The following is a 13,984-nucleotide window of genomic DNA, read 5'->3' as shown; positions in this document are numbered from 1 at the left end:
TGTATGGGGCTAAGGCCATTGACTTGTGTAATCCCGGAGATCCGATTTGCTCCGACGGCGGGGATACGTCGGCGCACTCTCGCTATGTGCAGTCCGGGATGGTTAATCAGGCCGCGACTTTCGCCGCGAGTCGGCTCTAGCCGAATGGGAGATTTGGCAGCTCCCATACATCGCGGTGTTCTGACCGCGGTGCTCTGAAAGAATGGTTTTAGATCTACAAACTCGGGCCTGTGACCTCGATATGACCTGACGCGAAGTGCTTTACCCCGCCGGCAGCTTGAGAACCCGGTTGTTGTCGAAGTCGGTGACGGATACGTTGCCTGCGGTGTCCACCGCCACACCCTCGGCATTGCCCAGGCCGGTGAACGGCAGCTCAACTTGGTTGTTTGATGCAGATGGTTTGAGCACCTTTGGGAGCCGCCTGGGGCCTGGGAGCCGCCTGGGGGAATCGAACCCCCGACCTATTCATTACGAGTGAATCGCTCTACCGACTGAGCTAAGGCGGCACACCCTCATGCCGGGCGGCACGAGTCTACGGCAGCGCCCGCGACGGACCCAACTCCTGGCCGATGGTCGCGACCATGGCGTCGACGGCGAACTTGGGTTTGACGTTGATCGCCAGCGCCTCGCGGCATTCCAGTACCGCCTCGATGCAGCGCAGCAGCCGCTCGGGCGAGGCGTGGGCGGCCAGCGCGGCCACCCGGTCGGCCATGTCCGGATGGTTGGCGCGCACCACCGCGGCCTGGGCCGACACCACCAGCGCATCCCGGAAATACGTCGCCAGGTCGATCAGCGCCCGATCCAGCGCGTCGCGCGATGCCCGGGTCTGACGAGACTTCTGCCGCCGCTCGAGGTCCTTGATCGCACCCGTGGCGCCCCGCAACGTCCCGGCGGTGCCCTTACCGGTGCCGCCGGCCCCCAGCGCCGTCCGCAGCTCTTCGGTCTCGGCCTCGGCGCGGTCCGCAGTCAGTACCACAGCCTCGGCTTCGGCCGCGGCCACCAATTCTTCGACGGCGGCGTAGGCCCGCGACGGGGTCGCGGCGTCGCGCGCCAGGCCCAGCGCACGCTCACGTCGCTGCCGGGCCTCGGGGTCGGTGGCCAGCCGGCGCGCCCGCCCCACGTGACCACCGCTGACCGACGCCGCCCAGTTGGCCGTCTCGGAGTCCAGGCCGTCGCTTTCGACCAGCACGCGCGCGATCGCCTCCGTCGACGGGGTCACCAACGCGACATGCCGACACCGGGATCGCAGCGTGACCGCGATGTCCTCGGGGTCCACCGACGGCGCGCACAGCAGGAACACCGTCGACGGCGGCGGTTCCTCGACCACCTTCAGCAGCGCGTTCGCGGCACCTTCGGTCAACCGATCGGCATCTTCGATCACGACGATCTGGCGGTGTCCGGTGGTCGGACGGCGCGACGCGATCTGCACGATGGCGCGCATCTCGTCCACGCCGACGGACAGGCCTTCGGGAATCACCCGACGCACGTCGGCATGGGTGCCGGCCATCGTCGTCGTGCAGGCCCGGCAGCGCCCGCACCCCGGATCCGCATCGGACGTGCATTGCAGCGCGGCCGCAAAGCACAAAGCCGCAATCGAGCGCCCCGAACCCGGTGGACCGGTGATCAGCCACGCATGTGTCATAGTCCCGTCGCCCGCGAGCCTGTGAACTGAATCACCACGGGCGGCTCGGGCGGCGGCGAGCAGCTCGGCTTTCACCGCGTCCTGGCCTACCAGCCGCGTAAACACCCCGGACATCATCGGTAACACTAGTAACCCATGCCGACAGATACCGGTCGGCCACCTGATCGCGACGATTCCGTTACATTCCGGCCCGTTTGGGCAGCTTTAGGCGACTTGCCGAGAAACTTGTCGTTTTCCATCAAGTCCGTGCTGCCGGATACGGTGGGTTGATGGCAACCGCGGCAGCGCTACCAAGGCGGATCAGCGCATTCGTCCAATGGGTGGTGCGTACCCCGTGGCCGCTGTTCACGCTGAGCATGCTGCAGGCCGAAATCATCGGCGGCCTGTTCGTGCTGGGCTTTTTGCGCTACGGCCTGCCGCCCCAAGACCGCATCCAGCTGCAGGATCTGCCACCGGTCAACCTGGTGATCTTCATCAGCGTCGTGATCACCTTGTTCCTCGCCACGGCCGTGTTCAACCTCATACTGCTGTTGCCGGTTTTCCGATGGCAGCGCCGCGACAATCTGCTCGCCGAGGCCGATCCGGCTGCCACCGAGCTGGCCCGTAGCCGCGCGTTGCGTATGCCGTTCTACCGCACGGTGACCGGCACGGTGGCCTGGTGCATCGGCGGTGTGGTGTTCATCGTCGCCAGCTGGTCGGTGGCCAAGAACACGGCGCCCGTGGTCGCGGTCGCCACGGCATTGGGCGCCACCGCGACCGCGATCATCGGCTACCTGCAGTCTGAGCGGGTGCTGCGGCCGGTGGCCGTCGCGGCCCTGCGCGGCGGCGTGCCGGAGAACGTCAAGGCACCCGGTGTCATCCTGCGGCAGATGCTGACTTGGACGCTGTCCACCGCCGTGCCGCTGCTGGCGATCGTGCTGGCCGTGGTGGCTGACAAGGCCTCGCTGCTGCATGCCACAGCGGAGAAGTTGTTCAATCCGATTTTGCTGCTGGCGCTGGCGGCGTTGGTCATCGGGCTGGTCAGCACCCTGCTGGTGGCCATGTCGGTTGCCGACCCGCTGCGTCAGCTGCGCTGGGCACTGTCCGAGGTGCAGCGCGGTAACTACAACGCGCACATGCAGATCTACGACGCCAGCGAACTGGGCTTGCTGCAGGCCGGCTTCAATGACATGGTGCGGGACCTGTCCGAGCGGCAGCGGCTGCGTGACCTGTTCGGTCGCTACGTCGGCGAAGACGTGGCCCGCCGGGCCCTTGAGCGCGGCACCGAGTTGGGCGGCCAGGAGCGCAACGTCGCGGTGCTGTTCGTGGACCTGGTCGGCTCCACCCAGCTGGCCGCGACCCGCCCGCCCGCCGAGGTGGTCCACCTGCTCAACGAGTTCTTCCGCGTGGTGGTGGACACCGTCGGCCGGCACGGCGGGTTCGTCAACAAGTTCCAGGGCGACGCCGCGCTGGCGATCTTCGGTGCGCCCATCGAACACCCGGACGCTTCGGGCGGGGCGCTGGCGGCCGCCCGTGAGCTGCACGACGAACTTCTGCCGGTGATCGGCTCCGCGGAGTTCGGGATCGGGGTTTCGGCCGGTAGGGCCATCGCCGGCCACATCGGCGCGCAGGCCCGCTTCGAGTACACAGTGATCGGCGACCCGGTCAACGAGGCCGCGCGGCTCACCGAGCTGGCCAAGCTCGAGGGCGGCCACGTGCTCGCGTCGGCGATTGCGGTCAGCGGTGCGCTGGACGCCGAGGCCTTGTGCTGGGATGTCGGCGAGGTCGTCGAACTGCGCGGGCGCGCCGCACCCACTCAGCTGGCGCGGCCGGTGAAGCTGGCCGCATCCACGGACTCCGCACCCACACGGGTCGCTCCCGAGGAAGTGCACAGCGAGGCGATCGGCCCGGGCTTTTAGACCTGGGCCGGGCTAGCTGCGCTTGGCGGCCCTCTTGGCCGGCGCCTTCCTGGCCGTCCCCTTGCGGGCGGTTTTCTTCGCGGGACGCTTCGCCGGACCCCGGGCTCGGCGGTCGGCCAGCAGTTCGGCGGCGCGCTCGTCGGTGATCGACGCCACGTCGTCGCCCTTGCGCAGGCTCGCGTTGGTCTCGCCATCGGTCACGTACGGCCCAAATCGGCCGTCCTTGATGACCATTGGCTTGCCCGACGCCGGATCGGTCCCCAGTTCGCGCAGCGGCGGCACCGAAGCGCTTTGCCTACCACGGCGTTTGGGCTCGGCGTAGATCTTCAGCGCTTCCTCGAGCGTTATGTCGAACATCTGATCCTCGGTCGCCAATGAACGAGAATCGTTGCCGCGCTTGAGGTATGGGCCATAGCGCCCGTTCTGCGCGGTGATCTCCTCACCCGATGCCGGGTCCACACCGACAACCCGTGGCAGTGAGAGCAGCCTCAGCGCATCCTCGAGGGTGACCGACTGCAGGTCCATGGTCCGAAGCAGCGAACCGGTCCGGGGCTTGGGGCCGGTGGCCTTCTTACCCTTCTTGGCGGGCTCAGTGCTCACGTCGGCGGGGGGTTCCGGCAGGATTTCGGTCACGTACGGTCCATACCGGCCGTCCTTGGCGACGATCTCGCGGCCCGTTTCCGGATCCACACCCAAGACGCGTCCCTCTTGCGGTGTGGCGAAAAGCTCTTCGGCGACTTCCAGCGTCAGCTCGTCGGGGGTGAGTGAGTCATTGAGGTTGGCTCGCTGGGGCGTGGGTTCGCCATCATCGTTGGTCACCGAGCGTTCCAGGTAGGGTCCGTTCTTGCCCACCCGGACGAAGACGGGGCGGCCCTGCGCATCGTCAAACAGCTTGATGGAGTTGACTTCTCGGGCGTCGATGCCTTCGAGGTTGACGCCGACGAGCTTCTTGAGGCCACCGGAGCGGGCCACCGAGTCGGGCACGCCGTGGTCGCCGCCGAAGTAGAAGTTGTTGAGCCAGTTGGTGCGGTGCTCCTGGCCGGACGCGATCGCGTCGAGCTCGTCTTCCATCGCGGCGGTGAAGCCGTAATCGACGAGCCGGCCGAAATGCTGCTCCAGCAGACCGGTGACGGCGAACGCGACCCATGAGGGCACCAGAGCGCTGCCCTTCTTGTACACGTAGCCGCGGTCCTGGATGGTCTTGATGATCGACGAGTACGTCGACGGGCGGCCGATACCCAGCTCTTCGAGCGCCTTGACCAGCGACGCCTCGGTGTAGCGCGCCGGCGGGTTGGTGGCGTGGCCGTCGGGTGTGAGCTCGAGGGCGTCCACTCGCTGGCCCTCGGTGAGATGGGGCAGCCGGCGCTCCTCGTCGTCGGCCTCACCGCCGGCCAACTCGTCCACGGTCTCCACGTAGGCCTTGAGGAAGCCGGCGAAGGTGATGGTGCGGCCGGTCGCGGAGAACACCACCTGACGGTCGCCCGACATACCGGCGATCCGCAGGCTCAGCGTGGTGCCGCGCGCGTCGGCCATCTGCGAGGCCACCGTGCGCTGCCACACCAGCTCGTACAGCCGGAATTCGTCGCCGTCGAGTTCTCGGCGCACCGCGTCCGGGGTGGCAAACGTCTCACCGGCGGGACGGATCGCCTCGTGCGCCTCCTGGGCGTTCTTCACCTTACGGGTGTACTGACGCGGCGACGGCGAGACGTACTCCTCGCCGTAGAGCTGACGCGCCTGGGTTCGCGCGGCGTTGATCGCCGACTCCGACAGCGTCGTGGAGTCGGTACGCATATAGGTGATGTAGCCGTTCTCGTAGAGCCGTTGGGCGATGCTCATCGTGCGCTCCGAGGAGAACCGCAACTTACGGCCGGCTTCCTGCTGCAGCGTCGACGTCATGAACGGCGGGTAAGGGCGCCGGGTGTAGGGCTTCTCCTCCGCTGACGCCACGGTCAGCTGTGCGCCGCGAAGTCCTTCCGCCAACGCGGTTGCGCGGGCTTCGTCGAGAACAACCACTTCATCGGCCTTGCGCAGCTGACCCAGCGAGTCGAAGTCGCGGCCGGTGGCGACCCGCTGGTCGTCGACGCTGGTGAGCCGGGCGGTGAAGGTGGGCGGCTGGGCTTGCGGGTCGGACACGCTGGCGTCCAGCTGGGCAATGATGTCCCAGTACGCCGCGCTGCGGAACGCCATGCGGTCGCGTTCGCGCTGGACGATAATCCGGGTGGCCACCGACTGGACCCGGCCCGCCGACAGCTTGGGTGCGACCTTCTTCCACAGCACCGGGCTGACCTCGTAGCCGTACAACCGGTCCAGGATGCGACGGGTCTCCTGCGCGTCGACCAGGTCGATGTCGAGGTCGCGGGGGTGTTCGGCGGCCGCGCGGATCGCGGGTTCGGTGATCTCGTGGAAGACCATCCGCTTGACCGGGATGTTGGGCTTGAGGGTTTCCAGCAAATGCCAGGCGATGGCTTCGCCCTCGCGGTCACCATCCGTGGCCAGGTAAAGCTCATCGACGTCTTTGAGCAGACCCCTTAGTTCGCTGACGGTGCTCTTCTTCTCCGGGCTGATGATGTATAGCGGTTCAAAGTCGGCGTCGACGTTGACCCCGAGCCTGGCCCACGGCTCCGACTTGTACTTCGCGGGCACGTCGGCCGCGGCCCGGGGCAGGTCGCGGATGTGCCCGCGCGAAGACTCGACGATGTACCTGGAGCCCAGGTAGCCGGCCAGTTTGCGCGCTTTGGTCGGCGACTCGACGATGACGAGTCGCCGGCGGCTTCCGTTTCCGCCGGTGCTGGGGCTTTCTGGATCCTTTAGCTTCGGGTCAGCCAACTGCGCTTACGCTCCATCTCTCATCCCGGCCCCGCTGCGAGACCACCCTGCAGGAAGGATGACAGGCCAGCTTCCGAAATTCCGGTGAAATTCAGGTACGCCAGCGTTCCTTCGCTTTCGGGCACCTGACAATTTGGCACCCTTAGGCGGGCCTGCGCAAACCGGCCGTCAAAATCGGAGGCCCTAACGCCCGGTTAACGCCCGGGCCACAGCGGCAACGCGTCGGCGCCGTCAGGGGGTTCCCCAACATTCTCTACCAGGCGCGATAGCCTGCGACGGCCGCTGATCCGAAGCGCCGGCCGGCCGCCGCGCGTGCCGATCAGGGTGGGTGCGATCCCGACCCGCATCAGGGCCGACGCCAGCGGGGAATGGGTGTCGGGTGCGTGCGGATCCAGACCCAGCAGGTAGTGGTCGCCCTCCGGGCTGCCGGCCGCCAGCGTCCACGCCCGCAGCTCTCGCGGCCCGGGCAGCCACCGCGGGGGCACCGTCTTGACCGCGCCGCGGGTCCATTCGGCGGCGATCGAGCACAACGAAGGCGTGACCGCCGTCCTCACCAACGGGGTGTCTTCGTCGGTGCGGATGATTTCGGGTACCAGGCCTGCATCGTGGATCATCTCGGCCAGGCCCGAGGCGCGCCAGGTTTGATCCACGACTACCGAAAGGCGGGCACCCCGAACCTCCGGGGCGCCAACCAGGACGATCTGGCCGGAAGCCGCCAGCACCCCGGAGAGATCGGCGACCGCGGGCGGCACCGACTCCGCTGTGAAGAACGACAGCTGGCTCACGCCACCGACAGTAGGCCAGGTCGTCCGTCCGCGCCTTGAAGTATGCGGCGCGGCGGTTCGGGTGAAGGGTGAGCCGGGCCTATGACCGGCTTGTTTGGCACCCCTACACAGGAAACGAAAACCCCCCGCGGGACCCGCTAAGCGGGACTGCACGGGGGGTTCCGTGGAGAATCAGCTCGTCCTAGACGGAGCGGACTCCGGTGGCCTGGGGGCCCTTAGGGCTGTGGCCGATCTCGAACTCGACCTTCTGGTTTTCTTCAAGGGTGCGGAAGCCCGTTCCCTGGATCTCCGTGTAGTGGACAAAAACATCCGCGGAACCATCTTCGGGGGCAATAAACCCGAAGCCCTTCTCCGCGTTGAACCACTTCACAGTTCCCTGTGGCATTTCTCGATCTTTCCTTTTCTCTGGGTGCGGGGCGCCGCCTTTCGGTGCCCCGGGCCGCTTGCGACCGCCATACCTAGCAGAGTCGCCGGAACTTCACCCGACCGATAACCTCGCAGGAACCGCGGCCGCAACGTTGTTCCTGCGAAAGTTTGACACGAACACAGAAGCTGCGACCGCAATCAGTCAACCATGTTCATCGCGTCCGCGACAGACTTGTGTCCTGGATAGACCCTGGAACGGATTCTTGGAGGGTGTGAGGTGGCGAGTTTCGGCGGCGACCTGCTTGCCGTCGCGCTCGCCGGCGCCGCCGCGGGCGAGCATCCGCTGCGCCATGTCGCCGAGCTGCCATCCCGGAGCGGCCGGCCGCACAGTTGGCCGGAGTGGGCCGAGCCCGACGTGGTTCGCGCGTTTGCCGACCGCGGAATCAGCTGCCCGTGGTCGCACCAGGCAGCGGCCGCGGAGCTGGCCCACGCCGGCCGTCACGTGGTGGTCAGCACCGGCACCGCGTCGGGCAAGTCGCTGGCCTATCAGCTCCCGGTCCTCAACGCGCTGGCGACCGACCCGCGGGCCCGGGTGCTGTACCTGTCGCCGACCAAGGCGCTCGGTCACGACCAGTTGCGCGCCGCGCACGCGCTCACCACGGCCGTTCCGCGACTACATGACGTCGCGCCCACCGCCTACGACGGCGACAGTCCCGCCGAGGTGCGCCGCTTTGCCCGCGAACGCTCCCGCTGGCTGTTTTCCAACCCCGACATGATCCACTTGTCGATATTGCGCAACCATGCCCGCTGGGCCGTCTTGTTGCGCGGCCTTCGATTCGTGATTGTCGACGAATGTCATTACTACCGTGGCGTTTTCGGCTCGAACGTGGCGATGGTGTTGCGCCGGCTGTTGCGGCTGTGTGAGCGATATTCAGCTGCGCCGACGGTGATCTTCGCCAGCGCGACGACGGATTCGCCGGGCGCGACGGCCGCCGAACTGATCGGCCTTCCGGTCGAGGAGGTCATCGACGACGGCTCACCACAGGGGGCGCGGACGGTGGCGTTGTGGGAGCCCGCGTTGCGGGCCGATCTGACCGGGGAGAACGGCGCGCCGGTGCGCCGCTCCGCCGGTGCGGAGGCGGCACGCGTGATGGCCGACCTGATCGCCGAAGGAGCGCAGACCCTGACGTTCGTCCGGTCGCGGCGTGGTGCGGAACTCACTGCGCTGGCTGCGCGGGCGCGGCTGGACGAGATCGCACCGGCGCTGACCGAGACGGTGGCATCGTATCGGGCCGGTTACCTCGCCGAGGACCGCACCGCGCTGGAGCGGGCCCTGGCCGAGGGCCGGCTGCGCGGCCTGGCCACCACCAACGCCCTGGAGTTGGGTGTCGACATCGCCGGGCTGGACGCGGTGGTGCTCGCCGGGTTCCCCGGGACGGTCGCCTCGTTCTGGCAGCAGGCCGGCCGGTCGGGCCGACGGGGCCAGGGCGCGCTGGTCGTGCTGATCGCCCGCGACGACCCGCTGGACACCTACCTGGTCCACAACCCCGCCGCGCTGCTGGACAAGCCGGTCGAGCGGGTCGTCATCGATCCGGCCAACCCCTACATTCTCGGTCCCCAACTCCTCTGTGCGGCCACCGAACTACCGCTCGACGAAGCCGAGGTCCGCGAGCTAGGTGCCACAGAGGTGGCCGAGAGTCTGATCGATGACGGGCTTTTGCGGCGGCGCAACGGCAAGTACTTCCCCGCGCCCGGCATACAGCCGCATGGTGCCATGGACATCCGCGGCTCGACGGGCGGTCAGATCGTCATCGTGGAAGCGGACACCGGTCGGCTGCTGGGCAGCGTCGGGGTCGGTCAGGCCCCGGCCTCCGTTCACCCGGGAGCCGTATACCTGCATCAGGGTGACAGCTACGTCGTCGACTCGCTGGACACCGAGGATGCGATTGCGTTCGTCCACGCCGAGGATCCCGGCTATGCCACGTTCGCGCGGGAAATCACCGACATCGCCGTGACCGGTACCGATGAACGCTCCCGGTTCGGGCCCGTCACGCTGGGGCTGGTGCCGGTCAGGGTCACCCACCGCGTGGTGGGCTATCTGCGCCGCCGGCTTTCCGGGGAGGTGATCGACTTCATCGAACTGGACATGCCGGAGCACGTGCTGCCCACCACCGCGGTCATGTACACGATCACTCCGGATGCGTTGTTGCACAACGGTATTGATGCACCGCAGATTCCGGGATCGTTACATGCCGCCGAGCACGCGGCCATTGGCCTGCTGCCGTTGGTGGCCAGCTGCGACCGGGGAGATATCGGCGGCATGTCCACCGCGGTCGGTCCCGACGGGCTGCCCAGCGTCTTCGTCTACGACGGCTACCCGGGCGGGGCGGGATTCGCCGAACGCGGCTTCCGTAAGGCCCGCACCTGGCTGAGCGCGACGGCCGCGGCCATCGAGGCGTGCGAATGCCGCAGTGGCTGCCCGTCGTGCGTGCAATCGCCCAAGTGCGGCAACGGCAACGACCCACTGGACAAGGCGGGTGCGGTGCGTGTGCTGCGACTGGTGCTGGCGGAGTTGGGCCACCAATCACGCTGAGCAAATCCGCCGGTCGAGCCGCCGCCCGGGGCGGTGAAATTTTGGCAAAACCTGAGGTCGCGCGCCCGTCTGTCGACGTCGGGTTGGCAACCGCTTGCCGGCGGACGGCGACCGACCCCTCGACGGTCGACCTCCACGGGGCTGCCTGGTAGGGCCCGGCTCGGGAGCGCATTTCCATCGGCTCAAGAAATGCGGGTGCGCCATCGCACCAACGAACGGTCGGACAACACGAGCCGTTCGCAATCCCGACTACTACGCAGGCGAAGCAGAAAAGTATCAAGGCCGCGGTGGCGTTTGCAAACTGCAACCGGCAAACCCACGGCAGGCGTACGGTTTACCCGAGCCGCACCGACTCGTCTCACTCTCGTAAAATCGGCCGCATGGCCCACGACTGGTTGCTCGTGGAGACGCTAGGAGGCGAGCCCGCCGTAGTGGCGCAGGGGCGGCAACTCAAAAACCTCGTTCCGATCACGACGTTCCTGCGCCGCAGTCCCTATCTTGCCGCGGTCCGGACCGCGATCGCCGAGACGGTGCAAACCGGCCAGAGCCTGACCAGCATCACCACCAAGCGCGACCGCGTCATCCGCACCGAGCCGGTGGTCATGTCCGACGGCCATATCCACGGTGTGCATGTGTGGACCGGCCCCGCCGACGCCGAACCCTCCGAGCGGCCCATCCCCGGGCCGCTGAAGTGGGACCTGACCCTCGGCGTGGCCACCGACACCCGGGAGTCGCTGGCCAACAGCGGCAAAGATCCCGACGTCGAGGTCACTTTCGGCAGGGCCTTCGCGGAAGATCTTCCGTCGCGCGAACTCAATCCGAACGAAACCAAGGTGCTTGCCATGGCGGTCAAGGCCAAGCCCGACCAGACGCTCTGCAGCACATGGGATCTCACAGACTGGCAGGGAAATCCGATCCGGATAGGTTTTGTCGCGCGCACCACTTTGGAGGCGGGACCGGGCAGCCGAGACCACCTGGTCGCGCGGGCCATGAACTGGCGTGCCGAACTAAAGGACCCCGTGGTATCGACAGACGATCTGGCGCAGCGGATCCTCCAGGGACTGGCCCAGGCCGGGGTCCACCGGGCACTCGTCGACCTCAAAAGCTGGAACCTGTTGAAATGGCTGGACGAGCCCTGCACCTTCTACGACTGGCGGGGCGAAGCGGGCAGGCCGAAGGTTCATCCCGATGACGAGCACCTGATCTCTTCTATGACAGAGGAATTCGCCGACGGCGCAACCAATCGAGTGCTGCGAATGCGCGGGCACGACGTCGATTGGGTCCCCGTGCACGTCACGGTCAACAGGGTGGAACTCGAACCGGATACCTACGCGGGACTCGTTTCGCTGCGATTGCCTACCGACGAGGAAGTCGCCGCAGCGGGATTGGCGAAAGCCCCAGGCGACGCAACCTAACTCATCACTGTTGACAGTCGTTCGACAGCGACCGATAGCACGACGACGTAGGCAGCCACGAGTCCGCCCGGCACCCGGAAACGTATCGAAGAATTTCCTTGGCGACATTGGTTGTTCGGCCGCGGATCGCCATAAAATGCGATGGTGCCGACTGGTCACGTCGACAGGGCGCTGGCTGGTTCGGCATGGCTCATTGGCCATGGCGTAGGAGGTGCCATATGTCGTTTGTGATCGCGGCCCCGGAGATCGTGACAGGGGCGGCAACGGATTTGGCGAGTATCGGTTCCAGTCAGCGCAGCCAACGCCGCCGCGGCGGCCACGACGACGGAGGTGCTGGAGGCGGGCGCTGATGAGGTGTCGGCCGCCATAGCTGCGTTGTTTGGGGCGCACGGCCAGGCTTATCAGGCGCTCAGCGCCCAAGGGGCGGCGTTTCATGACCAGTTTGTGCAGGCCTTGACCGCGGGCGCGGGCTCCTACGCGGCCGCCGAGGCCGCCAACGCCTCGCCACTGCAGGATCTGCTCAACCTGGTGAACGCGCCCTTCGAGGTGGTGTTGGGGCGCCCGCTGATCGGCAACGGCGCCAACGGCGCCCCCGGGACCGGAGAAAACGGCGCCCCCGGCGGGATCTTGATCGGCAACGGCGGGCCGGCGGGTCGGGCGTGAACAGCGCCACCCCGGGGCCCGGCGGTCACGGCGGAGCTGCCGGGCTGTTCGGCACCGGCGGGGTCGGCGGGGCAGGCGGCAGCGGCGCCGGCACCGGCGGGGCCGGCGGGGCCGGCGGGCTGTTCTTCGGCGCAGGCGGCACCGGCGGCGCCGGCGGAGGCTCGACCAGCCTCGGTGGGACTGGCGGGGCCGGCGGGGCCGGCGGGCTGTTCTTCGGCGCCGGCGGCGCTGGAGGGGCCGGCGGGCCCTCACTGAGCAGCATCGGCGGGTCCGGCGGGGCCGGCGGGGCCGGCGGGGCCGTGGCCGCCGCGGGCGCCGGCGGAACCGGCGGCACCGGCGGCGTGGCCGGCGGGACGGGCGGCACCGGCGGGGCCGTGGCCGCCGCGCTGTTCGGCGCCACCGGCGCCGGCGGTACCGGCGGGTTCAGCGACACCGGCACCGGAGGTACCGGCGGACCCGGCGCGTTCGGCGGGCTGTTCGGCCACGGCGGTGCCGGCGGCACCGGCGGGGGCACATCGAGCGGAACCGGCGGTACCGGCGGACCCGGCGGCAACGCCGGCATCCTCTCCGGCTCCGGCGGCGCCGGCGGCACCGGCGGAGACTCATCGAGCGGCAGCGGCGGTGACGGCGGGGCCGGCGGCAACGCCGGCATCCTCTCCGGCTCCGGCGCGGCCGGCGGCACTGGCGGGCTCTCCGCGGTCGTCGGCGGGGGTTCCGGCGGTCAAGGCGGCAAGGCCGGGCTGATCGGCAACGACGGTAACGGCGGCGAAGGTGGGTTCGGCATCACCAGCAGCAACGGCGGCAATGGCGGTAACGCCGGGCTGATCGGTGACGGCGGTAACGGCGGCAACGCCTTCAGGCTCGGTACCCCCGGCACCGGCGGCGCCGGCGGGCTGCTGCTGGGCCTGGATGGGATGGCGGGGCTGGTGTAGCGCGGCGCGGGCGCTCATTGCTTCCGGGACATCCCGTCCCTTGCCGGCGTGTCGACGGGCCTTGTGAAACAGGGCAATCGGACTACGCGGTGTCGGCCGGCCCCGCCCGCGCGGCGGCGCGGGCCGCGCCGGCGAAGGCGACAGCCACCTGGACCGTGACGACGACGTCGAGATCGTCCACCTCACACCGGGCATCGTCGACCCGCATCTCGCGGGCCACCGCCGTGGCGCGCGCGCACGCCGCCGCCATTCCGGACGGCAGCCGGGCCGCGGCGGCCAACGCGGCCAGGTCGGCTGCCGCCTGCGCCCGATGACGTGCCACCACCACCGAGCCGAGATATGCCCCCGCCCCGGTGACGCACAGCAGCACCACGATTATCGCGGCCGCGACTACGGTGGCCGATCCCCGATCATCCCCGGGGTTCCTCCGCCGAGACCGCTCTGGCCGCAATGTCCAAGGTGGGCAACAGCTTTGAGCGCGCAATAACGGTAGCCACCAGGAAGTCGCCGTCCCGATGCACCTGGACCCGTGCCCCGACGGGCGCGATGCGACGAGCGGCATCGACCGCCGTGCGTTCATCCCCGCGCGCGGCCAATCGGGCGGCCTCGCGTGCGGCGTCGACGCAGCGCACTTGCATCGACACCGCGGTGACACCCGCCAGGCACAGCACCAGCACCACGACCAGCGCGGCGATCGCCAGTGCCGCCTCGACGGTGCTGGCACCCGCACAGCCGGCTAAACCTTGGTGTTGAGAGCGCGACCGATGATGTTGGTCAGCGCCGACACGATCGAATCGCCGGTTACGACGGTGTAGAGGATCGCGCCGAAGGCGGCCGCCGCTATCGTGCCGATGGCGTATTCGA

11 protein-coding genes, 1 tRNA gene and 2 pseudogenes are annotated in these 13,984 nt (G+C 68.4%); 5 read left to right on the top strand and 9 right to left on the bottom strand.

All coding sequences use genetic code 11. The features are described 5' to 3' along the window. Positions 1 to 140, top strand: a 140-nt coding sequence (locus ACLP4W_RS07075; protein ID WP_442385432.1) for a cutinase family protein, incomplete at its 5' end; no start/stop codon positions are given. A gap of 127 nt (positions 141 to 267) precedes the next feature. On the opposite strand, the pseudogene ACLP4W_RS07070 reads toward ACLP4W_RS07075, so the two are convergent. The 3 genes and pseudogenes from ACLP4W_RS07070 to ACLP4W_RS07060 form a co-directional block, all read right to left on the bottom strand. After that, positions 268 to 411, bottom strand: a pseudogene (locus ACLP4W_RS07070) (hypothetical protein); the annotation flags it as partial. Positions 412 to 433: 22 nt separating this feature from the next. Then, positions 434 to 506, bottom strand: a tRNA-Thr gene (locus tag ACLP4W_RS07065). Between the two features lie 26 nt (positions 507 to 532). Next, positions 533 to 1,756: a DNA polymerase III subunit delta' gene (locus tag ACLP4W_RS07060; protein WP_442385429.1), complete on the bottom strand. Its 1,224-nt coding sequence runs from the start codon at positions 1,754 to 1,756 to the stop codon at positions 533 to 535. A 155-nt stretch (positions 1,757 to 1,911) separates the two neighbouring features. Here ACLP4W_RS07060 and ACLP4W_RS07055 point away from each other — a divergent pair, with 155 nt between their 5' ends. Continuing rightward, a complete protein-coding gene (locus ACLP4W_RS07055; protein WP_442385428.1) occupies positions 1,912 to 3,540 on the top strand; it encodes an adenylate/guanylate cyclase domain-containing protein in 1,629 nt (542 codons plus the stop codon). A 12-nt stretch (positions 3,541 to 3,552) separates the two neighbouring features. On the opposite strand, the gene topA is transcribed toward ACLP4W_RS07055, so the two are convergent. The 3 genes from topA to cspA all read right to left on the bottom strand — a co-directional run bounded on the left by topA (position 3,553) and on the right by cspA (position 7,536). After that, positions 3,553 to 6,366 (bottom strand): type I DNA topoisomerase, encoded by a 2,814-nt coding sequence (topA, locus tag ACLP4W_RS07050; protein WP_442385427.1) that lies wholly within the window; start codon positions 6,364 to 6,366, stop codon positions 3,553 to 3,555. 194 nt (positions 6,367 to 6,560) lie between these two features. Next, positions 6,561 to 7,151, bottom strand: coding sequence for a hypothetical protein (locus ACLP4W_RS07045; protein ID WP_442385426.1), 591 nt, complete (start codon positions 7,149 to 7,151; stop codon positions 6,561 to 6,563). Positions 7,152 to 7,332: 181 nt separating this feature from the next. Beyond that, positions 7,333 to 7,536 (bottom strand): cold shock protein CspA, encoded by a 204-nt coding sequence (gene cspA, locus ACLP4W_RS07040; protein WP_036363014.1) that lies wholly within the window; start codon positions 7,534 to 7,536, stop codon positions 7,333 to 7,335. 258 nt (positions 7,537 to 7,794) lie between these two features. Here cspA and ACLP4W_RS07035 point away from each other — a divergent pair, with 258 nt between their 5' ends. The 3 genes and pseudogenes from ACLP4W_RS07035 to ACLP4W_RS07025 all read left to right on the top strand — a co-directional run bounded on the left by ACLP4W_RS07035 (position 7,795) and on the right by ACLP4W_RS07025 (position 13,120). Further along, the gene (locus ACLP4W_RS07035) at positions 7,795 to 10,110 is read left to right on the top strand and encodes a DEAD/DEAH box helicase (RefSeq protein ID WP_442385425.1); all 2,316 of its coding nucleotides are present in this window, start codon (positions 7,795 to 7,797) and stop codon (positions 10,108 to 10,110) included. Between the two features lie 380 nt (positions 10,111 to 10,490). Continuing rightward, a complete protein-coding gene (locus ACLP4W_RS07030; RefSeq protein ID WP_442385424.1) occupies positions 10,491 to 11,525 on the top strand; it encodes a PAS domain-containing protein in 1,035 nt (344 codons plus the stop codon). A gap of 218 nt (positions 11,526 to 11,743) precedes the next feature. Continuing rightward, a pseudogene (locus tag ACLP4W_RS07025) lies at positions 11,744 to 13,120 on the top strand (PE family protein). Between the two features lie 82 nt (positions 13,121 to 13,202). Here the strand turns inward: ACLP4W_RS07025 and ACLP4W_RS07020 are convergent. The 3 genes from ACLP4W_RS07020 to ACLP4W_RS07010 all read right to left on the bottom strand — a co-directional run. Beyond that, the gene (locus ACLP4W_RS07020) at positions 13,203 to 13,490 is read right to left on the bottom strand and encodes an Rv3654c family TadE-like protein (protein WP_442385423.1); all 288 of its coding nucleotides are present in this window, start codon (positions 13,488 to 13,490) and stop codon (positions 13,203 to 13,205) included. Positions 13,491 to 13,530: 40 nt separating this feature from the next. Beyond that, complete coding sequence (locus tag ACLP4W_RS07015; protein ID WP_442385431.1) at positions 13,531 to 13,821, bottom strand: TadE family type IV pilus minor pilin; 291 nt, start codon at positions 13,819 to 13,821, stop codon at positions 13,531 to 13,533. Positions 13,822 to 13,856: 35 nt separating this feature from the next. Next, a partial coding sequence (locus ACLP4W_RS07010) for a DUF4244 domain-containing protein (RefSeq protein WP_442385430.1) occupies positions 13,857 to 13,984 on the bottom strand: 128 nt, incomplete at its 5' end.

Origin of the sequence: Mycobacterium sp., from assembly GCF_052145595.1 — a bacterium.
Taxonomy (GTDB): Bacteria; Actinomycetota; Actinomycetes; order Mycobacteriales; family Mycobacteriaceae; genus Mycobacterium.
This window is presented reverse-complemented; position numbering and strand designations above follow the sequence as displayed.